Annotated in this window: 23 protein-coding genes and 1 tRNA gene; 10 read left to right on the top strand and 14 right to left on the bottom strand. The window is 58.1% G+C overall.

Annotation, left to right across the window (positions count from 1 at the left end; all coding sequences use genetic code 11):
- Positions 1 to 59: 59 nt before the first annotated feature.
- Together ACY8D3_RS09945 and cspD are read right to left on the bottom strand one after the other, a co-directional pair.
- On the bottom strand, positions 60 to 2,288 hold the full coding sequence (locus ACY8D3_RS09945) for an NADP-dependent isocitrate dehydrogenase (protein ID WP_462383880.1): 2,229 nt from the start codon (positions 2,286 to 2,288) through the stop codon (positions 60 to 62).
- A 378-nt stretch (positions 2,289 to 2,666) separates the two neighbouring features.
- Entirely contained in the window at positions 2,667 to 2,936 is a 270-nt protein-coding gene (gene cspD / locus ACY8D3_RS09940; RefSeq protein ID WP_462383879.1) for a cold shock domain-containing protein CspD, read from the bottom strand.
- Positions 2,937 to 3,141: 205 nt separating this feature from the next.
- Here cspD and clpS point away from each other — a divergent pair, with 205 nt between their 5' ends.
- Together clpS and clpA are read left to right on the top strand one after the other, a co-directional pair.
- Entirely contained in the window at positions 3,142 to 3,504 is a 363-nt protein-coding gene (clpS, locus tag ACY8D3_RS09935) for an ATP-dependent Clp protease adapter ClpS (protein ID WP_462383877.1), read from the top strand.
- Positions 3,505 to 3,661: 157 nt separating this feature from the next.
- Positions 3,662 to 5,935, top strand: a complete 2,274-nt coding sequence (gene clpA / locus ACY8D3_RS09930) for an ATP-dependent Clp protease ATP-binding subunit ClpA (protein ID WP_462383876.1) — start codon at positions 3,662 to 3,664, stop codon at positions 5,933 to 5,935.
- Positions 5,936 to 5,998: 63 nt separating this feature from the next.
- Here clpA and infA read toward each other — a convergent pair whose 3' ends face one another.
- The 4 genes from infA to trxB all read right to left on the bottom strand — a co-directional run bounded on the left by infA (position 5,999) and on the right by trxB (position 8,716).
- On the bottom strand, positions 5,999 to 6,217 hold the full coding sequence (gene infA / locus ACY8D3_RS09925) for a translation initiation factor IF-1 (RefSeq protein ID WP_002553999.1): 219 nt from the start codon (positions 6,215 to 6,217) through the stop codon (positions 5,999 to 6,001).
- A gap of 100 nt (positions 6,218 to 6,317) precedes the next feature.
- Positions 6,318 to 7,025 (bottom strand): arginyltransferase, encoded by a 708-nt coding sequence (locus ACY8D3_RS09920; RefSeq protein WP_462383809.1) that lies wholly within the window; start codon positions 7,023 to 7,025, stop codon positions 6,318 to 6,320.
- Positions 7,026 to 7,078: 53 nt separating this feature from the next.
- Positions 7,079 to 7,759 (bottom strand): leucyl/phenylalanyl-tRNA--protein transferase, encoded by a 681-nt coding sequence (aat, locus tag ACY8D3_RS09915; RefSeq protein WP_462383808.1) that lies wholly within the window; start codon positions 7,757 to 7,759, stop codon positions 7,079 to 7,081.
- Positions 7,760 to 7,768: 9 nt separating this feature from the next.
- The gene (trxB, locus tag ACY8D3_RS09910; protein ID WP_462383806.1) at positions 7,769 to 8,716 is read right to left on the bottom strand and encodes a thioredoxin-disulfide reductase; all 948 of its coding nucleotides are present in this window, start codon (positions 8,714 to 8,716) and stop codon (positions 7,769 to 7,771) included.
- A 233-nt stretch (positions 8,717 to 8,949) separates the two neighbouring features.
- On the opposite strand from trxB, the gene ACY8D3_RS09905 reads away from it, so the two are divergent.
- The 6 genes from ACY8D3_RS09905 (at position 8,950) to cysG (ending at position 16,521) form a co-directional block, all read left to right on the top strand.
- On the top strand, positions 8,950 to 11,382 hold the full coding sequence (locus ACY8D3_RS09905) for a DNA translocase FtsK (protein ID WP_462383805.1): 2,433 nt from the start codon (positions 8,950 to 8,952) through the stop codon (positions 11,380 to 11,382).
- A 20-nt stretch (positions 11,383 to 11,402) separates the two neighbouring features.
- A complete protein-coding gene (lolA, locus tag ACY8D3_RS09900) occupies positions 11,403 to 12,026 on the top strand; it encodes an outer membrane lipoprotein chaperone LolA (protein WP_462383803.1) in 624 nt (207 codons plus the stop codon).
- Between the two features lie 14 nt (positions 12,027 to 12,040).
- On the top strand, positions 12,041 to 13,366 hold the full coding sequence (locus ACY8D3_RS09895) for a replication-associated recombination protein A (RefSeq protein WP_462383802.1): 1,326 nt from the start codon (positions 12,041 to 12,043) through the stop codon (positions 13,364 to 13,366).
- Entirely contained in the window at positions 13,363 to 13,737 is a 375-nt protein-coding gene (crcB, locus tag ACY8D3_RS09890) for a fluoride efflux transporter CrcB (protein WP_462383800.1), read from the top strand. The genes ACY8D3_RS09895 and crcB overlap by 4 nt, the downstream gene beginning before the upstream one ends.
- A gap of 12 nt (positions 13,738 to 13,749) precedes the next feature.
- Positions 13,750 to 15,030, top strand: a complete 1,281-nt coding sequence (gene serS, locus ACY8D3_RS09885; RefSeq protein ID WP_462383798.1) for a serine--tRNA ligase — start codon at positions 13,750 to 13,752, stop codon at positions 15,028 to 15,030.
- 78 nt (positions 15,031 to 15,108) lie between these two features.
- Positions 15,109 to 16,521 (top strand): siroheme synthase CysG, encoded by a 1,413-nt coding sequence (cysG, locus tag ACY8D3_RS09880; protein ID WP_462383796.1) that lies wholly within the window; start codon positions 15,109 to 15,111, stop codon positions 16,519 to 16,521.
- Between the two features lie 40 nt (positions 16,522 to 16,561).
- Here the strand turns inward: cysG and ACY8D3_RS09875 are convergent, their stop codons facing one another.
- The 7 genes from ACY8D3_RS09875 to ACY8D3_RS09845 form a co-directional block, all read right to left on the bottom strand.
- The gene (locus ACY8D3_RS09875) at positions 16,562 to 17,563 is read right to left on the bottom strand and encodes a glutathione S-transferase family protein (protein ID WP_462383795.1); all 1,002 of its coding nucleotides are present in this window, start codon (positions 17,561 to 17,563) and stop codon (positions 16,562 to 16,564) included.
- A 22-nt stretch (positions 17,564 to 17,585) separates the two neighbouring features.
- Complete coding sequence (locus ACY8D3_RS09870) at positions 17,586 to 18,563, bottom strand: glycosyl transferase family protein (protein WP_462383793.1); 978 nt, start codon at positions 18,561 to 18,563, stop codon at positions 17,586 to 17,588.
- Positions 18,564 to 18,582: 19 nt separating this feature from the next.
- The gene (locus ACY8D3_RS09865; RefSeq protein WP_462383791.1) at positions 18,583 to 18,918 is read right to left on the bottom strand and encodes a TusE/DsrC/DsvC family sulfur relay protein; all 336 of its coding nucleotides are present in this window, start codon (positions 18,916 to 18,918) and stop codon (positions 18,583 to 18,585) included.
- On the bottom strand, positions 18,915 to 19,217 hold the full coding sequence (gene tusB, locus ACY8D3_RS09860) for a sulfurtransferase complex subunit TusB (protein ID WP_462383789.1): 303 nt from the start codon (positions 19,215 to 19,217) through the stop codon (positions 18,915 to 18,917). The genes ACY8D3_RS09865 and tusB overlap by 4 nt, the downstream gene beginning before the upstream one ends.
- Complete coding sequence (gene tusC, locus ACY8D3_RS09855; RefSeq protein WP_462383787.1) at positions 19,217 to 19,573, bottom strand: sulfurtransferase complex subunit TusC; 357 nt, start codon at positions 19,571 to 19,573, stop codon at positions 19,217 to 19,219. The genes tusB and tusC overlap by 1 nt, the downstream gene beginning before the upstream one ends.
- Complete coding sequence (gene tusD, locus ACY8D3_RS09850) at positions 19,570 to 19,965, bottom strand: sulfurtransferase complex subunit TusD (RefSeq protein ID WP_462383785.1); 396 nt, start codon at positions 19,963 to 19,965, stop codon at positions 19,570 to 19,572. The genes tusC and tusD overlap by 4 nt, the downstream gene beginning before the upstream one ends.
- Before the next feature lie 96 nt (positions 19,966 to 20,061).
- Positions 20,062 to 20,730, bottom strand: coding sequence for a Bax inhibitor-1/YccA family protein (locus tag ACY8D3_RS09845; RefSeq protein WP_462383783.1), 669 nt, complete (start codon positions 20,728 to 20,730; stop codon positions 20,062 to 20,064).
- Between the two features lie 133 nt (positions 20,731 to 20,863).
- On the opposite strand from ACY8D3_RS09845, the gene ACY8D3_RS09840 reads away from it, so the two are divergent.
- Positions 20,864 to 20,951: transfer RNA gene (locus tag ACY8D3_RS09840), tRNA-Ser, on the top strand.
- Positions 20,952 to 21,701: 750 nt separating this feature from the next.
- Here ACY8D3_RS09840 and ACY8D3_RS09835 read toward each other — a convergent pair.
- Positions 21,702 to 22,088, bottom strand: a complete 387-nt coding sequence (locus ACY8D3_RS09835) for a response regulator (RefSeq protein ID WP_462383781.1) — start codon at positions 22,086 to 22,088, stop codon at positions 21,702 to 21,704.
- Positions 22,089 to 22,930: 842 nt separating this feature from the next.
- Here ACY8D3_RS09835 and gacA point away from each other — a divergent pair.
- On the top strand, positions 22,931 to 23,575 hold the full coding sequence (gene gacA / locus ACY8D3_RS09830; RefSeq protein ID WP_462383779.1) for a response regulator transcription factor GacA: 645 nt from the start codon (positions 22,931 to 22,933) through the stop codon (positions 23,573 to 23,575).

Raw genomic sequence — 23,575 nt, 5'->3', positions numbered from 1 at the left:
TGGGGCTGGGGTTCAATGGGTGGAAATAGTCACCTAGTTCCACCTGGACGGGCTCGGTTTCAGCCGAGCTTCGCCAGTGCCTCGTTCAGCGTGTTGCTAGGGCGCATCGCCTTGCTGGCGAGGTCGCCGTTGGGGTGGTAGTAACCGCCGATCTCGACCGGCTTGCCCTGCGCGCTGTTCAGCTCATCGACGATCTTGGCTTCATTGTCAGCCAGGAACTTGGCGATGTCGCGGAACTCGTTCTGCAGGTCAGCATCGTCGCCTTGGCTCGCGAGGGCTTGTGCCCAGTAAAGCGCCAAATAGAAGTGGCTGCCGCGGTTATCCAGTTCACCAACCTTGCGAGAAGGCGACTTGTTGCTATCCAGGAACTTCCCGTTGGCCTGGTCCAGTGTCGCTGCCAATACTTTCGCCTTGGCATTGTCATAGGCAGAACCCAGGTGCTCCAGCGAAGCAGCAAGTGCCAGGAACTCACCCAGCGAATCCCAGCGCAGGTGGTTTTCCTGAACGAACTGCTGGACATGCTTGGGAGCGGACCCGCCTGCGCCGGTCTCGAACAGACCGCCGCCATTCATCAGTGGAACCACGGACAGCATCTTAGCGCTGGTCCCCAGTTCCATGATGGGGAACAGATCGGTCAGGTAGTCACGCAGAACGTTGCCAGTTACGGAGATGGTGTCCTGGCCCTTGCGGATGCGCTCAAGGGAGAAGCGTGTCGCGTCGACCGGCGAAAGTACACGAATGTCCAACCCGTTCGTGTCGTGGTCCTTCAAGTACTTCTCGACCTTGGCGATGACCTGTGCGTCATGGGCGCGGTTCGCGTCTAGCCAGAAGACTGCCGGCGTATCGCTTGCGCGGGCACGGTTGACGGCCAGCTTGACCCAGTCCTGAATTGGAGCGTCCTTGGTCTGGCACATGCGCCAGATATCGCCGGCTTCGACAGGGTGCTCGAAGATGACGTTGCCCTGGTCGTCGGTGACACGCACCGTGCCATCCGCCGGGATCTGGAACGTCTTGTCGTGCGAGCCGTACTCCTCGGCCTTCTGCGCCATCAGGCCAACATTGGGCACACTGCCCATCGTCGCCGGGTCGAACGCACCGTTCTGCTTACAATCTTCGATGACCGCCTGGTACACGCCGGCATAGCAGCGGTCAGGAATGATCGCCTTGGCGTCCTGCAGGTCACCTTGCGCGTTCCACATCTTGCCGGAATCGCGGATCATGGCCGGCATCGAAGCGTCGACGATGACGTCGCTAGGGACGTGAAGGTTGGTGATTCCCTTATCGGAATTCACCATGGCGAGCTTCGGACGCTTGGCATATTGCGCGTCGATGTCGGCCTTGATCTCGGCCTGCTGGGCTTCAGGGAGTTCAGCGAGGCGCGCGTACAGATCGCCGATGCCGTTGTTGCGGTCGAAGCCAGCGGCCTTCAGACCCTGCTCGTGCTTGGTCAGTACATCCTCGTAGAACTTATCAACGAAGACGCCGAACATGATGGGGTCGGAGACTTTCATCATGGTGGCTTTGAGGTGGACAGAGAAGAGTACGTCCTTCGCCTTGGCGTCTTCGATCTGAGCGGCAACGAAGTCGGCCAGTGCCTTGCGGCTCATTACGGCAGCATCGACGATCTCGCCGGCTTTGACCGCTGTCTTTTCCTTCAAGACCTTGGTCGTTCCATCGCCGCCAACCAGTTCAATCTTGAGGCTGCCAGCGTTCTCGATGGTTGCGGAGCGCTCGCTACCGTAGAAGTCACCGCTCTCCATGTGGGAGACATGAGACTTGGAGTCGGCACTCCAAGCGCCCATGCGGTGCGGGTGCTTACGTGCGTAGTTTTTGACGGAGAGCGGGGCGCGACGGTCAGAGTTGCCTTCGCGCAGCACCGGGTTCACGGCACTGCCCTTGATCTTGTCGTAGCGCGCCTTGGCGTCTTTCTCGGCATCGGACTTGGGTTCGTCCGGGTAGTCCGGGAGCTTGTAGCCCTGACTCTGCAGCTCCTTGATCGCTGCCTTGAGCTGCGGCACCGAGGCGCTGATGTTCGGAAGCTTGATGATGTTCGCTTCAGGGGTGGTAGCCAGCTCGCCCAGTTCGGCAAGGTGGTCAGAAATTTTCTGCTCGTCGCTGAGCTGCTCGGGGAAGGCGGCGATGATGCGGCCGGCCAGGGAGATGTCGCGGGTCTCTACAGCGATACCTGACGAGCGGGTGAAGGCCTTGATGATCGGCAGCAGCGAATATGTCGCCAGTGCGGGTGCTTCGTCGGTCAGCGTGTAGATGATTTTTGGCGTGGTGGACATGTTTTTCGTGTACCCCTCTTTTATCACAGCATTTGCACGAATCTTGATCGGCCCGCTTCGGCTGGTGTGCCTGGCGAGCATCATGAGCGCAGGTGAAACTCGAGATTCATCGGGAGCATTCCGTCTTTACGACCGCCGTAGAAGTGCATGGGGCCGCCTATCGGAATGCCGGAGGCCTGGTGATGCGAAGGCGATTTCGCAGCGTCCCTGACCGGCCGGTCGCGACGCAGTATATCAGCGACGAGGGTCTTTCGCATGGGATGGCTTGTTGGAGGTAGGCGGAGCAGGCGGGCAGGAAGGATCTGGAGACAAAGGAGGGAGGTCCGTTCGCCGGCGAATCGACGAACGGACCATGCGTGCCGGATGGGCCGGAATCGATCAGGCTTCAGCGGTAACCGCGCGCTGTACGACCGCCGCTGCTGGAGCGGTGTCTTCAACGTTGACCATTGCCGGGCGGATATTCACGGCATGCAGTCCTTTCGGGCCTTGAACGATTTCAAAGTTGACCGGCTGGCCGGCCTTCAATGTCTTGTATCCATCCATCTGAATGGCTGAGTAATGAGCAAACAAGTCTTCATCCCGACCTTCCGCCAGTACGAATCCGTAGCCTTTGGCATTGTTAAACCACTTGACCTTGCCGCTAAGCATGCCGACTTCCCTCTGCAAAGGACCCCATCACTGGAGTATGATCCGCCTCGTCGCCGCGCGAAGTGAACTTCGGCGGGACCCTTGAAACCCGTATGTGGGTATTCCTTCGTTGTAACACCCTTTCGTCGAGTGTCAAGGCCGTGCGGCGGACGGTATCCGCCTGACCCGTCATCATTCCACCGCAACAGTGAAACGATCCTACCGTATGCGCTCTCACATCCAGATTCGTCTAACATCCAATCAGGGCCGTCCCGACGGTTACGAAGACGACTCCAGCGGTCTGGCGGTCGAGGAGGCCAAGCCTGAGCTGAAGGCGCCTTCGATGTATAAGGTGATAATGTTCAATGACGATTACACGCCGATGGACTTCGTCGTAGAGGTGCTCGAGACGATTTTCTGCATGAATCGGGAGCAGGCAACCCGTGTCATGCTGGCCGTTCATACTGAAGGAAAAGCGGTGTGCGGCATATTTAGCCGTGATGTTGCTGAAACCAAGGCAGCGCAAGTCAATCAATATGCTAGGGAAAGCCAGCATCCTTTGCTTTGTGAAATCGAGATAGACGGTTGATGCGTCCCTTGATTAAGTCTAGGCAGGGCCCCAAGTACAGTGTTTGGGTCACGACGATCTGATTCGAGTACGTTCAGCAAGCTCGCAGATCCGTGGCCAGAGGCGTTGCAATCCTTTATAGGTTCCAAAGCGACGACCGCTTGGTAAGAGGTGAAGCATGTTGAACCGTGAGCTAGAAGTCACTCTTAATCTCGCCTTCAAGGAGGCTCGGGCTAAACGTCACGAGTTCATGACGGTCGAGCATCTTTTGCTGGCATTGCTCGATAACGAAGCTGCAGCCACGGTATTGCGTGCATGTGGCGCCAATCTCGACAAGCTACGCCATGATCTGCAGGAGTTCATTGACTCCACGACGCCGCTTATTCCGCAGCATGATGAAGACCGTGAGACGCAGCCAACGTTGGGTTTTCAGCGCGTCTTGCAGCGCGCGGTGTTCCATGTCCAGAGTTCCGGCAAGCGTGAAGTGACCGGCGCGAATGTGCTCGTCGCCATCTTCAGTGAGCAGGAAAGCCAGGCGGTTTTCCTCCTGAAGCAGCAGAGCGTTGCCCGTATCGATGTGGTCAACTTCATTGCCCATGGCATCTCCAAGGTGCCTGGTCATGGGGAGCAAGGGGACAGCGATCCCGAACCCCAGGATGAAGAGGCTGGCGAGGCTTCAGCAGCGGGTCAGCCGCTGGAAGCATACGCGTCCAATCTGAACGAAGCTGCTCGTCAGGGGCGCATCGATCCTCTGGTGGGTCGTGAATCGGAAGTTGAGCGCGTTGCCCAGATTCTCGCGCGTCGTCGCAAGAATAATCCGTTGCTGGTAGGCGAGGCGGGCGTAGGCAAGACGGCAATTGCTGAAGGCCTTGCAAAGCGCATCGTCGACGGCATGGTGCCTGACCTGCTTTCGGATAGCGTAGTTTATTCGCTTGATCTCGGCGCGTTGCTTGCCGGGACGAAGTACCGTGGTGACTTCGAGAAGCGGTTCAAGGCGCTGCTGAACGAGCTTCGGAAGCGGCCGCATGCCATCCTGTTCATTGACGAAATCCATACGATCATCGGTGCCGGTGCTGCATCTGGCGGAGTGATGGATGCCTCGAATCTACTCAAGCCGCTGCTGTCTTCGGGCGAGATTCGCTGCATCGGTTCGACGACCTTCCAGGAGTTCCGCGGCATCTTCGAAAAGGATCGCGCCCTCGCGCGTCGATTCCAGAAGGTCGACGTCGTGGAGCCTTCGGTCGAAGATACGGTTGGTATCCTCAAGGGTCTCAAGGCACGCTTCGAGCAGCATCACCATATCGAATACAGCGACGAAGCGCTGCGTGTGGCTGCGGAGCTCGCGGCCCGCTACATCAATGACCGTCACATGCCCGACAAGGCGATCGACGTGATTGACGAGGCGGGCGCTTATCAACAGCTCCAGCCGGAAGAAAAGCGAGTCAAGCGAATCGAGGTCCAGCAGGTTGAAGATATCGTCGCAAAGATTGCGCGCATACCGCCAAAGAGCGTCAGCAGCTCGGATAAGGAATTGCTGCGTAACCTGGAGCGCGATCTCAAGCTGACCGTGTTTGGCCAGAACGATGCCATTGATTCGCTCTCCACGGCCATCAAGCTGTCCCGTGCCGGTCTGAAGATGCCCGACAAGCCGGTTGGATCATTCCTGTTCGCAGGCCCGACCGGTGTCGGTAAGACCGAGGTTGCACGCCAGCTCTCGAAGGCGCTGGGTATCGATCTGGTCAGATTTGACATGTCCGAGTACATGGAGCGCCACACCGTATCGCGCCTGATTGGCGCGCCGCCCGGTTATGTGGGCTTTGACCAGGGTGGCTTGCTCACAGAGGCGATCACGAAGACCCCGCATTGCGTGCTGCTGCTGGATGAGATCGAAAAGGCGCACCCAGAGGTGTTCAATCTGCTTCTGCAGGTCATGGATCATGGCACGCTTACCGATAACAACGGTAGGAAGGCGGATTTCCGCAATGTGATTGTGATCATGACGACGAATGCGGGTGCCGAGACTGCGGCGCGTGCTTCGATCGGTTTCACGCATCAGGATCATTCGACGGATGCGATGGAAGTGATCAAGAAGAGCTTCACGCCTGAATTCCGGAACCGCCTGGATGCAATTATCCAGTTCGGTCGCCTGAGTCATGAAGTCATCAAGAGCATCGTCGACAAGTTCCTTACGGAACTTCAGGCTCAGCTCGAAGACAAGCGGGTGCAGTTGGAAGTCAGCGAAGAGGCGCGCAGCTGGTTGGGTGAGCGCGGTTACGACGTACAGATGGGGGCTCGCCCAATGTCGCGTTTGATCCAGGACAAGATCAAGCGACCGCTGGCCGAGGAAATCCTGTTCGGCGAACTGTCCGAGCATGGAGGCGTGGTGCACATCGATCTCAAGGACGGCGAACTTACGTTCGAGTATGAGATCACCGCTGCGGAGCCGGCCTGAGGCCGGTTTCGCTGCAAATGAAAACGCCCGGCAATGCCGGGCGTTTTCATATCCGTTACCGCATCAACGAGCGCGGTAGGTGATGCGGCCTTTGCTGAGGTCGTAAGGCGTCAGCTCTACGCGAACCTTGTCACCAGTGAGAATACGGATGTAATTCTTGCGCATCTTTCCGGAGATGTGCGCAGTAACGACGTGCCCATTCTCCAACTCCACACGAAACATGGTGTTGGGCAGGGTGTCGACGACAGTGCCTTCCATTTCGAAGCTGTCTTCTTTCGACATGCAGTAAAGCCCTCGATCTTTATGATTGGCCGAGCGGCAATGTGTCCGCTGGCGAAAACGGCAAATATTGTGCCCGAAAAGCAGAGATGCTGCCAGTGCCTCAGGTCAGGGCTACCCAGCGCTGATTGACGTGAAGCTCAATGGGACGGTATTCCGTCTTGTAGTTCATCTTGCGGCAGTTCTTGATCCAATAGCCTAAGTAGACCGCGTTGAGGCCCAGTCGTTTTGTTTCGCCGATCTGCCACAAAATAGCGAAGCGACCAAGGCTGCGCCTCTCTTCGTCGGGGTCGTAAAACGTATACACCGCGGACAACCCGTTGGGCAGGACGTCGGTGACGGCGATTGCGAGCAGTCGGCCCGCAAGCCTGAATTCGTAGAACCGGCAGAACGGAAGTTCGCGTACGAGGAAGGTCGAGAACTGGTCACGACTGGGTGGGTACATGTCACCATCAGCATGGCGTTCACTGATGTAGCGGGAGTAGAGCGCGTAATACTCTTCAGTGAAGCTCGGTTTGGTTGCAACCACGGTCACGTCCGCGTTGCGCTTCAGGATTCGACGTTGTTGACGATTGGGCTCGAATGCCTGGCTCGGTATGCGGGCAGGGATGCAGCCGCTGCAATTCTGGCAGTGTGGTCGGTAGAGGTGATCGCCGCTTCGGCGAAAGCCGACCTCCGATAGCTCGGCATAGACCCGTGCATCCATCGGCTGGCTTGGATCAAGGAACAAGGTCGTAGCCTGCTCCTCGGGCAAGTAGCTGCATGGATGAGGCTGGGTGGCATAGAACTTCAGGCGAGCCAGCTCGGTCATGGGAAAATCTCGGATCGACGTGGCTAGAGTGTAGCCAGCCCTCTGGTAAACGCCTAGATCGACCAGTTCGCGTCGGTCGGGTCGTCGAGCCCATCTTTGAGGTAATCGGCAAAGACACGGCGCGTAATCGGGCGGGCCCCAAAACTGTGCAGATGCTCAGTAGGCATCTGACAATCTATGAGACTGAATCCCCAGTGTCGAAGTTTGGTTGCGAGCGTAACGAATGCGACCTTCGAGGCATTGTCCGTCCGGCTGAACATCGACTCACCGAAGAAGAGTCGCCCCATGGCGAGCCCATAAAGGCCTCCGACGAGTTCGCCCTCCCGCCATGCTTCGACGGAGTGGGCGAAGCCCCGGCGGTGTAATTCGATATAGGCCGATTGCATGGGGCTGGTGATCCAGGTGCCGTCCGTGTAGTCGCGGGGTGCGGCGCACCCTCGGATTACACCTTTGAAATCACGATCGAACGTGACCTCGAACGGTTGCCGCCGCATGACCTTCGCAAGGCTGCGTGACACGTGAAGCTCTTCCGGGAACAGTACGGTCCGCGGGTCAGGAGACCACCAAAGGATAGGCTGGCCGTCCTGATACCAGGGGAAGCACCCGTGTCGATACGCTTCGACAAGTCGCTCGGGGCTCAGGTCGCCACCAGCCGCCAGGAGCCCATTGGGCTCCTGGAGTGCCGTGTCCAGGGGAGGGAAGAACAGGGACTCGCGACTAAGCCATGCCAGCATGGGTGGTGCTCAGAGATCCAGATACTTTTCGGCATCCAGCGCTGCCATGCAGCCAGCGGCCGAGGATGTGATCGCCTGGCGGTAGACATGGTCCGCCACATCGCCCGCGGCGAATACGCCCGGGATGCTAGTGGTCGTGGCATCTCCGTCACCGCCGCCCTTGACGATCAAGTAGCCGTCGCGCATCTCGAGCTGTCCTTTGAACAGGTGGGTGTTGGGCTTGTGACCGATGGCGATGAAGACGCCCGCCAGCGGCAGGTCGGTTGTGGTGCCGTCGAGGACATTGCGAATGCGTGCCCCGGTGACGCCACTGGCGTCGCCGAGGACTTCATCCAGCGTGTGGTTCCAGTGCAGACGGACATTGCCGCTGGCAGCCTTCTCGAAGAGCTTGTCCTGCAGGATTTTCTCCGAGCGAAGCTTGTCACGACGATGGATGACATGGACCTCACGCGCGATGTTGGACAGGTAAAGCGCTTCTTCGACAGCCGTGTTGCCACCGCCGACAACGCATACGACCTGGTTGCGATAGAAGAAGCCGTCACACGTGGCGCAGGCGGATACGCCTTTACCATGGAATGCTTCCTCTGATGGCAGGCCAAGGTACTGCGCGGAGGCGCCTGTGGCGATGATGAGTGCGTCGCAGCTATAGGTGCCGCTGTCGCCCCGCAGAATGAATGGACGCGATTGCAACTCGGCAGTGTGGATATGGTCGTAGACCATCTCGGTTTCGAAGCGCTCGGCATGACGCTGCATGCGCTCCATCAGGCCTGGACCGGTCAGCCCCTCAGGGTCCCCTGGCCAGTTGTCGACTTCAGTCGTCGTGGTCAGCTGTCCACCGGGCTGAATGCCGGTAATGATAGTCGGCTTGAGGTTCGCACGTGCCGCATAAACAGCGGCGGTGTATCCGGCGGGGCCGGAGCCAAGAATGATCAGGCGAGAATGCTTGACGTCGCTCATAGAAAGACTCCATAAGTCTTTGTCACAAAAAGGTTTGCGTGCTCAAATTGAGCACATCTGTTGGTGCACATGCTACACCGATGCCGCCAGGGGCGGTAAGGGCGAACGCCGGTCGAGATCGACTTGGCGCATGGCCAAGCATCATGGGCAGCGTTCGAGCAAAGCCGTACAATAGGCCGCGCTTGGCCAACAAATGAAATTGAAAGCGCCTATGGCGCAGGAAAAGCCGCGTTTTGAAAAACTCTTCTGCATCTGCTCGAAAGGCCGACTGGCGGGACCAGATCACGGTTCGTTTGAAAGAGGGCGCGCTCATCGCCCTGGCCGCGCTGTGCGCCTATCTGTGGATGGCATTACTTACCTATAACCCTTCCGACCCTGGCTGGACCCATACCAGCGCTGCGCAGGAAGTGCACAACGCAGCCGGTAGGGCAGGGGCGTGGTTCGCTGACATTCTCTTCATGGTGCTAGGGTATTTCGCCTACGTATTCCCCCTATTGCTCGCCGTCAAGACATGGCAGGTCTTCCGCGCGCGTCATGAGCCCTGGCTGTGGAGCGGCTGGCTGTTCTCATGGCGCTTGATTGGCCTGGTATTTCTGATCCTGTCTGGCTCCGCACTCGCGTTCATCCATTTTCATTCCGCACCTGGCTTGCCGGCCTCAGCGGGCGGTGCGCTTGGGCAAAGTCTTGGTCAGCTCGCGATCAACGCGCTGAACGTCCAAGGCAGCACACTTGTTTTCCTTGCCTTCTTCCTGTTTGGAATGACGGTCTTCGCGGATCTGTCCTGGTTCAGGGTGATGGACCTGACCGGAAAGATCGCTCTGGATCTCGTCGAGCTGATTCAGACCGGCTTCTCCCGTTGGTGGGGTGCTCGCGCTGAGCGTAAGCAGATGCTGGCTCAGTTGCGCGAGGACGACTTCGATGCCCCTGTCGCTCCCAAGGCTGCACGGCGTGAGCCGGCACCCAAGGCCAAGGCGCCTGCTTCGGAGCGAGTCGAGCCTGCCTTCGAACCCGTCTTCGAGCCGGACGTGCCGTTCGATCTTGAGCATGAAGCGCCTCGTCGGGCGGCCCCCGTAATCGCGGCGCCTGCACCAAGCAAACTGGCGACGGAGCCTGCCAAGCGGACTGAGAAGCCGAAACCTGCGATTCAGTTCGTTGAGGCGGCAGTCGCCGGTACTATCCCGCCTATATCGCTCCTCGATCCGGCGGAGAAGAAACAGCGAAGCTATTCGCCCGAATCTCTTGAATCGATGTCGCGATTGCTTGAGGTGAAGCTCAAAGAGTTCGGCGTTGAGGTCATAGTGGAGGGGGTTTATCCCGGCCCAGTGATTACGCGGTTCGAGATCCAGCCAGCAGCCGGCGTGAAGGTGAGCCGTATCTCGAATCTTGCCAAGGATCTTGCTCGCTCCCTGGCAGTGATCAGCGTGCGAGTCGTGGAAGTGATTCCAGGCAAGACGACGGTTGGTATCGAGATTCCGAACGAGGACAGGCAGATCGTACGGTTCTCTGAAGTACTGGAGTCCGCAACGTATGACGATGCCACGTCTCCGGTGACCCTGGCGCTTGGGCATGACATCGGGGGCAACCCCGTTGTCGCTGATCTTGCGAAAATGCCCCACCTTCTGGTGGCTGGTACAACCGGTTCCGGTAAGTCAGTGGGCGTCAATGCGATGCTGTTGTCGATTCTGTTCAAATCGACGCCCGAAGAAGCGCGCCTGATCATGATCGACCCGAAGATGCTCGAACTGTCCATCTATGAGGGCATTCCGCATCTGCTCTGTCCTGTAGTAACCGACATGAAAGAAGCCGCCAACGCATTGCGTTGGAGCGTGGCCGAGATGGAACGCCGGTACAAGCTGATGGCGGCGATGGGGGTCCGGAACCTCGCAGGGTTCAATCGCAAGGTGAAGGATGCGGAAGAAGCCGGCACGCCCCTCACCGATCCGCTGTACCGCCGCGAAAGCATGGAAGACGAAGCGCCGCTCTTGAAAACGTTGCCAACCATTGTGGTTGTGGTGGACGAATTTGCCGACATGATGATGATCGTCGGTAAAAAGGTCGAAGAGCTCATTGCGCGAATCGCACAGAAAGCGCGTGCGGCCGGCATCCACTTGATCCTTGCAACCCAGCGCCCGTCGGTCGATGTCATTACCGGTCTGATCAAAGCCAACATTCCCACGCGGATGGCATTTCAGGTTTCGAGCAAGATCGACTCGCGTACCATCCTCGACCAGGGTGGTGCGGAACAGCTGCTGGGCCACGGTGACATGCTGTATCTGCCGCCGGGCACCGGTCTTCCCGTACGTGTGCACGGCGCGTTCGTATCCGATGATGAGGTCCATCGGGTGGTGGAAGCGTGGAAGCAGCGCGGCGCCCCTGACTACATCGAAGACATTCTGGCCGGTGCCGATGAGGGCAGTTCGGGTGGTAGCTTCGAAGGCGGCGGTGAAGGCAGCGAAGGTAGCGAGGAAGACCCGCTTTATGACGAAGCCGTACGCTTCGTTACCGAAAGCCGGCGCGCTTCGATCTCGTCTGTTCAGCGCAAACTCAAGATCGGATACAACCGCGCGGCTCGCATGATCGAAGCGATGGAAATGGCAGGCGTCGTGACGCCGATGAACACCAACGGCTCGCGCGAAGTGATCGCGCCGGCTCCTATCCGAGATTGACGTAGCGAGGCGATTATTCCATGCGTGCGATTCGCGTGATTCTGTTGTGCATGTTGAGTCTGTTCGTCATCCCGGCACACGCCAATGATGCGGCGGTTAAACGTCTTACGGATCTGCTGGGGCAGGTCCAGACCCTGAACGGCCGGTTCTCTCAGCTTACGCTTGACGGCGCAGGCACTAGCCTCCAAGAGACGTCAGGCGAGATGTTCCTCCAGCGTCCAGGCCTGTTTCGCTGGCACACGGACGCACCGATGGAGCAGTTGCTCGTTTCGGACGGCAAGCAAGTCTGGCTGTACGATCCTGACCTTGAGCAAGTAACTGTCCGTGCGCTTGATCAGCGCTTGACGCACACGCCTGCGCTCCTGCTATCGGGCGACGTGTCGGAAATCAGCCGTAGCTTCGATATCACCTATAAGGAAGCGAGCGGCGTAGTCGACTTTGAACTAAAGCCCAAGGCACGCGATACGTTGTTCGACAGCCTGCGGATGTCCTTCCGTCAGGGCATGATCAACGATATGCAGCTGATCGACAGCGCAGGCCAGCGTACGAACATCCTGTTTACGGGCGTAAAGCTCAATGCGCCGGTCGATAAGTCGCTCTTCACCTTCCAGGTGCCCAAGGGCGCTGATGTGATTCAAGAGTAACGAGGCACGCGCGTTTGGATCTCTTCGGCTCCCGACCTGTCGCGCAGCCCTTGGCCGCGCGGCTTCGCGCGACCACGCTGGACGAGTATGTAGGCCAGGAGCACGTACTGGGCCCAGGCAAACCGCTGCGCGAAGCCCTTGAGCAGGGCGCGCTGCACTCAATGATTTTCTGGGGGCCGCCAGGCGTGGGTAAAACCACGCTGGCCAAGTTGCTGGCGCAGGTCACCGAAGCACACTTCGAGACAATCTCAGCTGTGTTGTCTGGCGTGAAGGAGATTCGCCAGGCGGTCGAGATGGCCCGGCAGCAGGCTGGCCAATATGGGCGCCGGACCATTCTGTTCGTGGATGAGGTCCACCGCTTTAATAAAAGCCAGCAGGACGCTTTCCTGCCTTATGTAGAGGACGGGACGCTCATCTTCATAGGTGCTACGACCGAAAACCCGTCGTTCGAGCTTAATAACGCGTTGCTATCGCGGGCTCGCGTCTATGTGTTGAAGAGCTTGAGCGAGGAGGCCATGCGTCGTCTTGTTCAGCGGGCGCTGACCGAAGACAAGGGGCTTGGTGCGCGTCACTTGAAGTTGCCAGAAGAGAGCTTCCAGTTGCTTCGTGCAGCGGCTGACGGCGACGGGAGGCGCCTTCTGAATTTTCTGGAGAACGCTGCTGATCTTGTCGATGATGGCGCCGAGATCGATCCCGAACTTCTAGGCAGCCTGCTTGGTGATGGACGCCGACGCTTCGATAAAGGGGGCGAGGCGTTTTATGACCAGATATCGGCCTTGCACAAGTCGGTACGGGGGTCCAACCCAGACGCAGCGCTCTACTGGTTGGCGCGGATGCTTGATGGCGGGTGTGATCCTCTCTACATCGCACGCCGGGTCGTCCGCATGGCCAGCGAGGATATCGGCAATGCGGACCCTCGCGCCTTGGCCATCTGTATGTCCGCCTGGGATGTCCAGGAGCGGTTGGGGAGCCCCGAAGGGGAGCTGGCCATTGCGCAGGCAGTGGTGTATCTCGCCTGCGCGCCCAAGAGCAACGCGGTCTATACCGCTCTGAAACTTGCTCGCCATGATGCCGCTTCAGGCGGCTCGCTGGACGTTCCGCTGCACCTGAGAAACGCACCGACAAAGCTCATGAAAACGCTGGGCTACGGTGAAGAATATCGGTATGCGCATGATGAGCCCGATGCCTATGCTGCCGGGGAGGACTATTTCCCCGAGGAGATGGAGCCGCGCCGCTACTACCAACCTGTACCGCGTGGGCTGGAACTCAAGATAGGCGACAAGCTGCAACATCTGGCTAGTCTGGACCTGAAGAGCCCACGCCAGCGGAGATCTAAATGATGCTCTTGGTAGCGGCCGTCGCTGCCGGCGGAGCGATTGGTACTCTGCTGCGCTTCGCGACCGGTAATTTCGTAAATGGGCACTGGCCGCAGCACTTCTATTTGGCCACGTTTTTGGTGAACATCGTTGGATGCCTGCTCATCGGGTATTGCTATGGTCTCTTTGCCTTGCGACCTGATGTCTCGCTCGCCGTCCGCTCTGCCATAATGGTTGGCTTCCTAGGTGGGCTCACGACCTTTTCGTCCTTTTCGCTGGATACGTTGCGCTTGCTTGAAACGGACCAGGCCCCTCTGGCGTTGTTATATGCCGGTGCAACCGTAATCGGCGGCCTGTTATTCACCTGGCTTGGCCTCTCTCTGACCAAACTCTGAACGAGAACAAACATGCTTGACCCGAAACTGCTACGCACTCAACTCTCCGAACTGGCTCGACAGCTGGCCACACGCGGCTATGAGCTGGACGTCGCACGTATCGAGTCACTGGAAAGTCGCCGTAAGTCCGTCCAAACGCGCACCGAGCAGCTGCAGGCCGAGCGCAACACGCGCTCGAAATCCATCGGCCAGGCCAAGCAACGTGGTGAAGATATCGCGCCGTTGCTAGCCGATGTAGATCGCCTTGGTGCTGAACTCGATCAGGGCAAGCGTGATCTCGATGCGCTACAGGCCGAACTCGACGGCATCATGCTGGCGATCCCGAACCTGCCAGACAGCAGTGTGCCTGTCGGGCGTAGCGAGGACGATAACGTTGAAGTCCGCCGCTGGGGCACGCCGCGCACGTTTGAATTTGATGTCCGCGATCATGTAAGTCTTGGCGAGCAACACGGTTGGTTGGACTTCGAAGCCGCCGCCAAGCTTTCCGGCGCGCGCTTCGCCGTGATGCGCGGCCCGATCGCCAGACTTCACCGCGCACTTGCGCAGTTCATGATCAACCTTCACACGGGCGAGCACGGATACGAAGAAACCTACACCCCGTATCTTGTGCAGGCGCCGGCCTTGCAGGGGACTGGCCAGCTGCCTAAGTTCGAGGAAGATCTTTTCAAGATTACGCGCGAGGGCGAGGCCGACTTCTACCTTATTCCGACCGCTGAAGTATCGCTTACCAATCTTGTAGCCGGGCAGATTCTGGATGCCAAGCAGCTTCCTCTGAAGTTTGTAGCGCACACGCCGTGTTTCCGTAGCGAAGCCGGCGCATCCGGGCGAGATACCCGCGGAATGATTCGCCAGCATCAGTTCGACAAGGTCGAAATGGTTCAGGTGGTGGAGCCTGGCAAGTCATTCAAGGCACTCGAGAGCCTGACATCAAATGCCGAGCGCGTTCTGCAGTTGCTCGAGTTGCCATACCGTGTGCTATCGCTGTGCACCGGTGACATGGGCTTCGGCGCTACGAAAACCTACGATCTCGAAGTCTGGGTACCCAGTCAGAATAAATATCGCGAGATCTCGTCCTGCTCGAATTGCGGTGATTTTCAGGCTCGCCGAATGCAGGCCCGTTACCGCAATCCAGAAACCGGCAAGCCGGAGCTCGTCCATACGCTCAACGGGTCAGGGCTCGCAGTGGGTCGTACGCTCGTTGCGATCCTGGAGAACTACCAGCAGGTTGACGGCTCGATACTGGTGCCGGAAGCGCTGAAGCCTTATATGGGCGGCGTCGAACGGATCGGCTGATAGGCCTGCCAGTTCGGAGTACCCGATCCGGCCTCGTGCCGGCTCGCTTTTCCCTGTTCGCTGATTGAGACCCAAGCCATGGAATTTTTGCCGCTCTTTCATAACCTGAGGGGACGTACGGTTCTGCTCGTCGGGGGCGGCGAAATCGCACTGCGCAAGGGGCGATTGCTCGTTGACGCGGGCGCGGTGCTGAAGGTTGTCTCGCCAGAGATCGAAACCGAGCTCGATGCGCTTGTACTCGCGTCTGGAGGCGTCACCTTGCGCCGGCGTTATGAGGCAATGGATGTGCAGCAAAGCGTCCTGGTCATTGCTGCCACCGATGATGACGCGCTCAATGCGGGAGTATCCAGGGACGCTCAGGCGTTGGGCATTCCTGTCAACGTCGTCGATGCTCCGTCGCTCTGCACGGTAATCTTCCCCGCGATCGTGGACCGCTCGCCGTTGATCGTTGCGGTGTCGAGTGGCGGTGACGCACCTGTGCTTGCGCGCCTTGTCCGCGCCAAGATTGAAACGTGGCTGCCGTCGGCCTATGGTCGTCTTGCAGGGCTGGGCAAGGCCTTCCGAGCGAGAGTAAAAGCCCGGTTTCCGGATGTGCGTGACCGTCGGATCTTTTGGGAGGGCGCATTCCAGGGTGATATCGCTGAGCGCGTGTTTGCCGGCCAGGATCGAGAAGCCGAGCAGCTCATGGATAGGGCTCTGGCCTCAGATGAGGCCGTGGCACCGAGCGGTGAGGTCTATCTCGTCGGCGCTGGGCCGGGCGATCCAGACTTGCTCACCTTCCGGGCGTTGAGGCTCATGCAGCAGGCGGATGTGGTGCTCTACGATCGACTGGTAGCACCGGCGATCGTAGATCTATGCCGTCGGGACGCGGATCGCATCTATGTCGGTAAACGTCGCGCGGAGCATGCCTTACCACAGGACCGTATAAACTCGTTGCTCGTGGACTTGGCGAAGCAAGGTAAGCGGGTATTGCGACTCAAAGGTGGCGACCCGTTCATCTTTGGTAGAGGCGGAGAGGAGATCGAGGAGCTGGCGGCACAGGGAATTCCGTTCCAGGTGGTACCAGGCATCACTGCCGCCTCCGGGTGCGCCGCATACGCAGGGATTCCGCTTACACACCGTGATCATGCGCAATCGGTACGCTTCGTTACGGGCCACCTGAAAAACAATACGTTCGATCTGCCATGGCAGGATCTGGTTGCCCCCGGCCAGACGCTGGTGTTCTACATGGGGCTGGTTGGCCTACCGACGATCTGCGGTGAACTGATCCGACATGGTCGTGCGGCGGAAACGCCCGCTGCGCTCATCCAGCAGGGTACTACTGTGAATCAGCGGGTGTTCTGCGGCACGTTGGGAGATCTACCTGCTCTGGTTGAGCGGCATGAGGTTCATGCGCCTACACTCGTAATCGTCGGCGAGGTTGTGAGTCTTCGCGAAAAGCTGGCCTGGTTTGAAGGCAGTGTCGAGACACCGGTGATTCAAGCTCCTTGACGGCGTTCCGTGGTGCTTACCAGCCGGGCGGTCACCGTCCTCACTCGGATACAGTGCCCATCTTCCGGTCGAACAGTCCATGCCCGTCGAGCCGAGCGCGGTCGTGCGAGCGCTCGAGTCCGAGCGAGGGCCCTTTCGGAACGATGCCGTTCGGATTGATGTTGATGTGGCTTAGGTAGTAGTGGCGCTGAATGTGCGTGAAATCCACCGTGCTGGAAATGCCAGGCCATTGGTAGATTTCGCGTAGCCAGTTGGACAGGTTGTGGTAGTCCTCGATGCGCCTTAGGTTGCATTTGAAATGGCCATGGTAGACGGCGTCGAAGCGAATCAGGGTAGTGAAGAGCCGGATATCGGCTTCGGTAAAGTAGGGGCCTGCCAGGTATCGTCGCGTCTCGAGCAACTGTTCTAATTGGTCCAGTACCTTGAACAATTCATCGAATGCCTTTTCGTACGCCTGCTGAGTAGTAGCAAATCCAGCTCGGTAAACACCGTTGTTGACGGCCGGATAAATACGCTCATTCAGCTTGTCGATGACTGAGCGCAGTGGCTGTGGGTACAGATCTACAGTGGAGCCGGTCATTTCGTCGAACGCTTCGTTGAAGATTCGCAAGATCTCGGCAGACTCGTTGTTAACGATCCGACCTGTCTTGCGATCCCACAGCGTCGGCACGGTGACTCGCCCTGTGTAGGCAGGATCATCCTGTATGTATCGCTCATATAAAAACTTCAGGCCATCCAGCTCATCGCCGCTCGAGCCAGCATCTGTATCGAACGTCCAGCCGTTCTCACTCATCAGCCAGCTGACCGCTGATACCGAAATCACTGGAGCCAACCCTTTCAGCTCACGTGCGATCAGCGTCCGGTGAGCCCAAGGGCATGCGAGCGATACGTACAAGTGATAGCGGCCGGCCTCCGGGAGAAAAATCGAGTGGCCGCTTGGGTCGATCTGGCTGCGACGCTGCGCTGCTTCCCGTTGGAAGTCGCCATTTTTATCATTCTCATACCAGCGATCTTGCCATTGCCCTTTGACGAGTAGACCCACGTTCACCTCCACATCGATCGAGTTAGTGCTTGCGCGCTTCCCAATAGGAGTTCGCCAAAGCCATGGCGTTCTCTCGATCGTGCCCCAGCCCTCGCAGTGCTAGCGCGATTGTCGCGACAACCGCCATTTCGCCGTATGTGTCACTTGCATCTCCTTTCCACACGGCGAGCAGGTGCTGCACATCGAGGCTTGCCGGCTTGACCTGGCGCAGCGGCGACAGGGCAGGCCAGGCTTCATCCCAGATGGTGCCCGCCTGCGTGGCGTACAGCTGGCCGTTGGCGTCGGGATTGATTTCGATCTCGCCGCCTTCCCCCTTGATCACAAGTGCGGTATCGCCGAGTAGGCAGGCAGCCTGCCGGTGCACTTCCTGATAGCCGGGGTGGAAGATGCTTTGCAAACCGCATCGTGCGGACAGCGGATTGAGCAATCGGGCGAGCGAATGAATCGGCGATCGTAGGCCAAGCTCACCGCGCAGATCGATCATGTGCTGCAGCTTCGGCATCCACGCACCTAGCGGTATGAAGCCCACTGACTGCGTATCAAGCGCCCGCTCGACTTCATTCCAATTGGAACAGGCGGGTATGTCCAGTAGCTCCAGCACCTGCTCGGTATAAAGTCGCCCTCCGGTATGCAGCCCTCCGCCATGCATGAGAATGCGAAGCCCACTTTGGGCCAGACAGCGTATCGAAAGCAGGAACCAGGGCAGATGTCGCTTCTTGCCAGCATAAGACGGCCAGTCAAGATCAACCGGAATCGATGGCGCCTTGAGGCGGACCCTGACCGCTTCAGTGAAACCTGCCAGCTCGTCTGGGCTTTCTTCCTTGTGACGCAGCAGCATGAGGAATGCACCCAACTGAGCATCGGTTGCGCCGTCGTCGAGCAGCATTCCCATGGCGTCGCGGGCTTCCTCTCGCGTGAGCCCGCGCGCGCCACGCTTACCTTTGCCCAGGGTCCGGACGAACTGAGCAAAGGGGTGCTCTTCGGGACTAGCGAGCTTCATGAATGCTCCAGATGGACTGTCAGATACAGTTGGTAGGTTTGGGCAGGCCTGCCAGTTTTGCGCCGAGCTTGGCAGGCGCGCCGTCGAACAAGCGGTTCAGGTAGGCACTCTTGCCCTTATCCGGTCCCAACTTGAGGGTTACATACTTGACCAGAGGCCGTGTCGACGGCGATAGCTGAAATTCGGCGTAGAAATTCCTCAGCAGGTTCAGGATTTCCCAGTGGTCATCTGTCAGGGTGATTCCACTCTGTTCCGCGAGTAATCCGGCAACGGTTGGCGACCAGTCTGTGAGGTTAACAAGATACCCCTCCGGGTCGAGCGGAATAGGCTGCCCCTCTACCACCAAAGCACTCATAACCAGCTATTGACTCTATCGTAGCGCGTGCAGATCTCGACGAATCCGGGATAGTCGAGCAGTCGGATCGTTGCTGCGACGGGTTCAATGCCCCGCGCGGAGACATCCTCATCCATCGCGAACACACTGTTACGGTCACCAAGAGCTGCGATCGTTCTGGCTGGGTCCGTTCCCGGTTGCAGGGCATAAACGGCGTCCCCGCAAAGCAGCAATCCGTCGTTTTCGGCCAGCAGTCGCAGGCAGCTAGAAAAGTCGCTATTACTGGTGGGGGCGTGACTGAGCATATGTAAGGTGGCCATCAGAGCGTTATCACGTGGTCAAAACGGTTGATCAATTGTCCTAGGCGATCGTCATCCAAGACCTTAACGGGGAGACGAGGATCGGGCGCGATCCCGCGACAGGACAGGCTCGATTTACATGCATACAGCTCATCAATGCCGAAGAGCTGTAAGGCTTGCAGGTTCGCTGTCACATCTTTCTGCTGAATGGAGGCCGGCTTCTGGTTGGCGGCAAGTTGCATAACGCCATCGTCGAGAAACAGCATCGCGATGGGCAAGTCAAAAGCGCCTCCAGCTAACGCGATATCAAGGCTTTCACGTGCCGATGGGCCCGACCACGGCGATTTTCTGCTAACGATGAGCATCGATTTCATCATGGGCCTCCGAAGCAAATGAGTCGGTCGGCGTCTTGGCAGGCTTCGTGTAGCTGACCAAGTCCGGACAAGGCCCAGGGCGCTTCGACCGTATCGGCGCCCATACGACCATGCCTTTTCGCCTCACTGGCGTCCAGCGTCCCGCGGCGCAGCGCCGCGGCAATGCATACGACTGCGTCGAGCGAATGTTGTCGGATGAATGTAGCCCATTCCGAGGACACCGCCGGCTCGTCCTGAGGCGCGATGACTGCACGCGAGGCGTTATGCACGCCATCCTGGTAGAAAAACAGCCGAGAGATTTCGTGCTCGCTCGCCAGCAACGCTTCGCAAAAGCGGAGGGCTCGACGAGAGGAAGGGGTGTGGGGAGGGGAAAAGACGGCGATCGTGAATTTCATGGCGGTTTGTCCGGTAGGGCCGTCATGATACGTCAGCTGATCAGACACGCAAAAACAAGAAAGCCCGCCTAGGCGGGCTTTCTTATGCGGTCATGATCAGTCGTCGCTGCTCATGAAGCCGAACAGTTGAAGCAGGCTTACGAACAAGTTGTAGATCGAGACGTACAGCGTGATCGTTGCCAGAATGTAGTTGGTTTCGCCACCATGGATGATAGCGCTCGTCTGGTAAAGGATGCACGCCGACGCGAATAGTACGAAGCCAGCACTAATCGCCAACTGCAGCCCGCTGATCTGGAAGAAGAAGCTTGCCAGTACAGCAGCCAACAGGACGAAGAAGCCAGCCGTGATGAAGCCACCCAGGAAGCTCATGTCCTTGCGGGTAGTCAGCACATACGCTGAGAGCCCGAAGAACACCAGCGCCGTCATGGCGAATGCGGAGCTGATTACCTCGCCGCCATTCGGCATGCCGAGGTAGAGGTTAAGGATTGGTCCGAGCGTGTAGCCCATAAAACCGGTCAGGGCGAACGTTGTTACCAGGCCCCATGCCGAATCACGCAGTTTCATCGTCAGGAAGAACAGGCCGTAGAACGCGACCAGAGTGACGATGATGCCGGGATGAGGCACGTTTGCCTGTTGAGCAACGTAAGCAACGAGCCCGCTGAAGGCCATGGTCATGGCGAGCAGCGCGTAGGTGTTGCGCAGAACGCTACTGACCTGCCGTTGAGCTGTCTGCGTCGTATTCAGCGCATAGTCATGTTCTTGCATCGCAACGATTCTCCTCAGAAATCTGATCGATCCATGATCCAGGTACGGCGAGATCATAACAGGTCGAATTCGAAAATTGATGACTAGAGTTTGACAGTGTGTTGCGTTCGGGTACTATGTTGCCCGCACCTGCGGAGGTGTGGCCGAGTGGTTTAAGGCAGCGGTCTTGAAAACCGCCGACTCGCAAGGGTCCTAGAGTTCGAATCTCTACGCCTCCGCCATCTAAATGCTTGATCTACACGTGCTTTTACGGGGATGGCTTACAGAGATTGGGAGCAGACCGGGAAGATCAGCAGTTCAAGAAACGGCCCTGTATAGGGCCGTTTTTCATTTGAGGCTTTTAAGATTCGGCCTATCAGCCACGCCCGTGGGGCTGTCGATCACCATGCTGACCTTCGTTGCGATGCCACACGGTAGGTACGGCTTCGAGATGACCCTGAACTCCGCGCTGCCAGTGTAGGTTTCCTCAACGGAATGATCTGCATACCCCGTCGTAGGCAGCACCTTCATTTCACACCAGTGCGGTTTGGCCTGTCGTGATCATCAATCTACCCATTCCGCCTGCTCTGACCTTGACGTGAAGAACGGGCCCATCCATGCGGGTGCGAATGGTGGCTGGCATTCCTGCTCTATGATGGGTAATTGCCACGCTTCCATAACGCCCGGCATCAGGCTGTTCGTAGATCATCGAGCACACTCTTCGGCCTTGCTGACAATCTTGGTACCGATACTCGCGGCGGGGTTCTGTCGACCGTCAAGTGCGTCTCGAGCCGGGTAGGACGCTCAAGGAATGCGACTTCCGCCTGTGCCGGGTCGATGCGGTCGTTCCACAGGTCTGTTCTCTCCATATCGCGTGCCGTTCGCGTTATAGCGCTGCGGAATGCGGAGGCCGTGACTGACTATGCTGGCAAGGCGATAGATGCTGGGAGTCACAAACTGGACGCGCGGCTTCTTTAGGCGGTGTTAGCGTACTAGCCGGCTATGCGGGACTGGGCATGCGCCAAGCGTAACGAGCGCTCGCAGGTCGCTACAAAGTTATCCAGGCTCCAGGGCTTCGGTAGCAGGTCCGAGAAACAACCGCCGGCTGAGCGCGCGGAATCACAGTAGCCAGACGACAGGATGATAGGGATCTCCGGAAAGCGCCGGTGAACCAGCTCGGCAAGGTCGAACCCGTCCATGTCGCCAGGCATGCGAGCGTCCGTAATCAACAGGTCGAAAGGCTCATTAGACGCGCGCGCATGATCCCACGCTTCGGCAGCCGTTCCAAACGTACGCACTGTGTGCCCATGCATTTCAAGCGCTTCCTGCATCAACTCAGACAGACAACGCTCGTCTTCTGCTACCAAAATGCTCGACATGGCAATCCCCTGAGTAATCCATTGCAGGCAACGACGGTTTGCTGCGTCGATATCTGTTTGTGCTTCGGAAGAACGTTTGGTTCGACTAGGTTCCGAAGATTTCCGATGAAAAGACCGATGTATATCGTTGATCGGCGGGGCATAGGTCCTTCCTCGGACGGTTTCAATACAGCCGCCCCGTCAATTAAAGGTCCGTCAACTCGCAACGCTACGCCAGCCATCTATTACAAAAGTGTTACCGATCGGCGGACTTTCAAAGAGTCGCAGTGTCATTGTGCTATCGTCCTACCGCGTTTTGCCTCGCCATTGTGAAATCGGCGTTGGTCCACACGCAGTGGATCGTGCTTTGATCAGCGTGCGGCCAAGTCCGGCCAGAAGCGCAGCCAAGACCAGTCGAGCGAATGCCGCCGCCCAGTACATGACTGGATCTCGTTCGATGTGATACGGAAGCGGTGGGCCTTTCAGGCCTGGGCTGAATAGCCAACCTGTCCAAAGCCCATGCGCGATTGATAGCACCAATGCAGCAGCCGTCAGGAAGAAAATCCATGCTGCAAATGTGAGGATCTGGCACTTATACGGTCTCATGGCGGAATCGCCTCGTGGGCGATCAAGGCTTACTCATCGATTGTGAGCGCCCAGACAAGGTAGGGTTCGATCGGAAAGACAGATGGCGTAAAGATACGACGCGTCAAGAATAAGGCCTCAGATGCCGTTGATAGGGAATACGGAGCGCCGTGTTTTAATAGCTTTCGTGTTTTGACATGATTGGCGGGTTTCGGGGTGCTGCCCCGAAGCGGCAACTGCGGCTGCAACTGTTAAAGATATGCAACGAGGGTGTCGGATTGATAAAGGTGTTGGTCGTCGATGACCATGATCTGGTGCGGACAGGCATTTCTAGAATGCTGGCGGACATTGACGGTCTGAAAGTCATTGGTGAAGCGGAGTCGGGAGAGGAGGCGCTGCAGAAGGCGCGCGACCTTAAGCCTGACGTGGTGCTGATGGACGTCAAGATGCCCGGCATTGGTGGGCTCGAGGCGACCCGGAAGCTTTTGCGAAGCCAACCGGATGCCAAGGTTATCGCTGTAACCGTCTGCGAAGAGGACCCATTTCCGACGCGCTTACTGCAGGCCGGGGCCGCCGGCTACCTGACCAAAGGGGCTGCGCTCGATGAGATGGTGACTGCAATTCGCCAAGTCTTCGCGGGGAATCGGTTCATCAGCCCTCAAATTGCACAGCAGTTGGCTCTGAAGTCGTTCATGCCGCAGAACAAAGGCTCGCCGTTCGACAGTCTTTCCGAGCGCGAGATCCAGATTGCACTAATGATCGTCAACTGCCATAAGGTCCAGACGATCTCCGACAAGCTTTGCCTGTCGCCCAAAACAGTCAATACCTACCGTTACCGCATTTTCGAAAAGCTATCCATCACCAGCGATGTCGAGCTCGCCTTGCTAGCGGTTCGTCATGGCATGGTCGATGCCACGCAGTGA

Source organism: Pseudomonas sp. Marseille-QA0892, from assembly GCF_054950135.1.
Note: the sequence above shows the minus strand (reverse complement) of the source record. Positions and strands in the feature narration are given on the sequence as shown.

Excerpts from the sequence above, each read along its gene's own strand:
- tusC (WP_462383787.1), bottom strand. The coding sequence starts at position 19,573 with ATGATGAAATCGATGCTCATCGTTAGCAGAAAATCGCCGTGGTCGGGC.
- cysG (WP_462383796.1), top strand. The coding sequence starts at position 15,109 with ATGGAATTTTTGCCGCTCTTTCATAACCTGAGGGGACGTACGGTTCTG.
- lolA (WP_462383803.1), top strand. The coding sequence starts at position 11,403 with ATGCGTGCGATTCGCGTGATTCTGTTGTGCATGTTGAGTCTGTTCGTC.
- ACY8D3_RS09920 (WP_462383809.1), bottom strand. The coding sequence starts at position 7,025 with ATGACCGAGCTGGCTCGCCTGAAGTTCTATGCCACCCAGCCTCATCCA.
- ACY8D3_RS09845 (WP_462383783.1), bottom strand. The coding sequence starts at position 20,730 with ATGCAAGAACATGACTATGCGCTGAATACGACGCAGACAGCTCAACGG.
- serS (WP_462383798.1), top strand. The coding sequence starts at position 13,750 with ATGCTTGACCCGAAACTGCTACGCACTCAACTCTCCGAACTGGCTCGA.
- clpS (WP_462383877.1), top strand. The coding sequence starts at position 3,142 with ATGCGCTCTCACATCCAGATTCGTCTAACATCCAATCAGGGCCGTCCC.
- ACY8D3_RS09870 (WP_462383793.1), bottom strand. The coding sequence starts at position 18,563 with ATGAAGCTCGCTAGTCCCGAAGAGCACCCCTTTGCTCAGTTCGTCCGG.
- tusB (WP_462383789.1), bottom strand. The coding sequence starts at position 19,217 with ATGGCCACCTTACATATGCTCAGTCACGCCCCCACCAGTAATAGCGAC.
- ACY8D3_RS09865 (WP_462383791.1), bottom strand. The coding sequence starts at position 18,918 with ATGAGTGCTTTGGTGGTAGAGGGGCAGCCTATTCCGCTCGACCCGGAG.
- aat (WP_462383808.1), bottom strand. The coding sequence starts at position 7,759 with ATGCTGGCATGGCTTAGTCGCGAGTCCCTGTTCTTCCCTCCCCTGGAC.
- clpA (WP_462383876.1), top strand. The coding sequence starts at position 3,662 with ATGTTGAACCGTGAGCTAGAAGTCACTCTTAATCTCGCCTTCAAGGAG.
- ACY8D3_RS09945 (WP_462383880.1), bottom strand. The coding sequence starts at position 2,288 with ATGTCCACCACGCCAAAAATCATCTACACGCTGACCGACGAAGCACCC.
- tusD (WP_462383785.1), bottom strand. The coding sequence starts at position 19,965 with ATGAAATTCACGATCGCCGTCTTTTCCCCTCCCCACACCCCTTCCTCT.
- trxB (WP_462383806.1), bottom strand. The coding sequence starts at position 8,716 with ATGAGCGACGTCAAGCATTCTCGCCTGATCATTCTTGGCTCCGGCCCC.
- ACY8D3_RS09835 (WP_462383781.1), bottom strand. The coding sequence starts at position 22,088 with ATGTCGAGCATTTTGGTAGCAGAAGACGAGCGTTGTCTGTCTGAGTTG.
- infA (WP_002553999.1), bottom strand. The coding sequence starts at position 6,217 with ATGTCGAAAGAAGACAGCTTCGAAATGGAAGGCACTGTCGTCGACACC.
- cspD (WP_462383879.1), bottom strand. The coding sequence starts at position 2,936 with ATGCTTAGCGGCAAGGTCAAGTGGTTTAACAATGCCAAAGGCTACGGA.
- crcB (WP_462383800.1), top strand. The coding sequence starts at position 13,363 with ATGATGCTCTTGGTAGCGGCCGTCGCTGCCGGCGGAGCGATTGGTACT.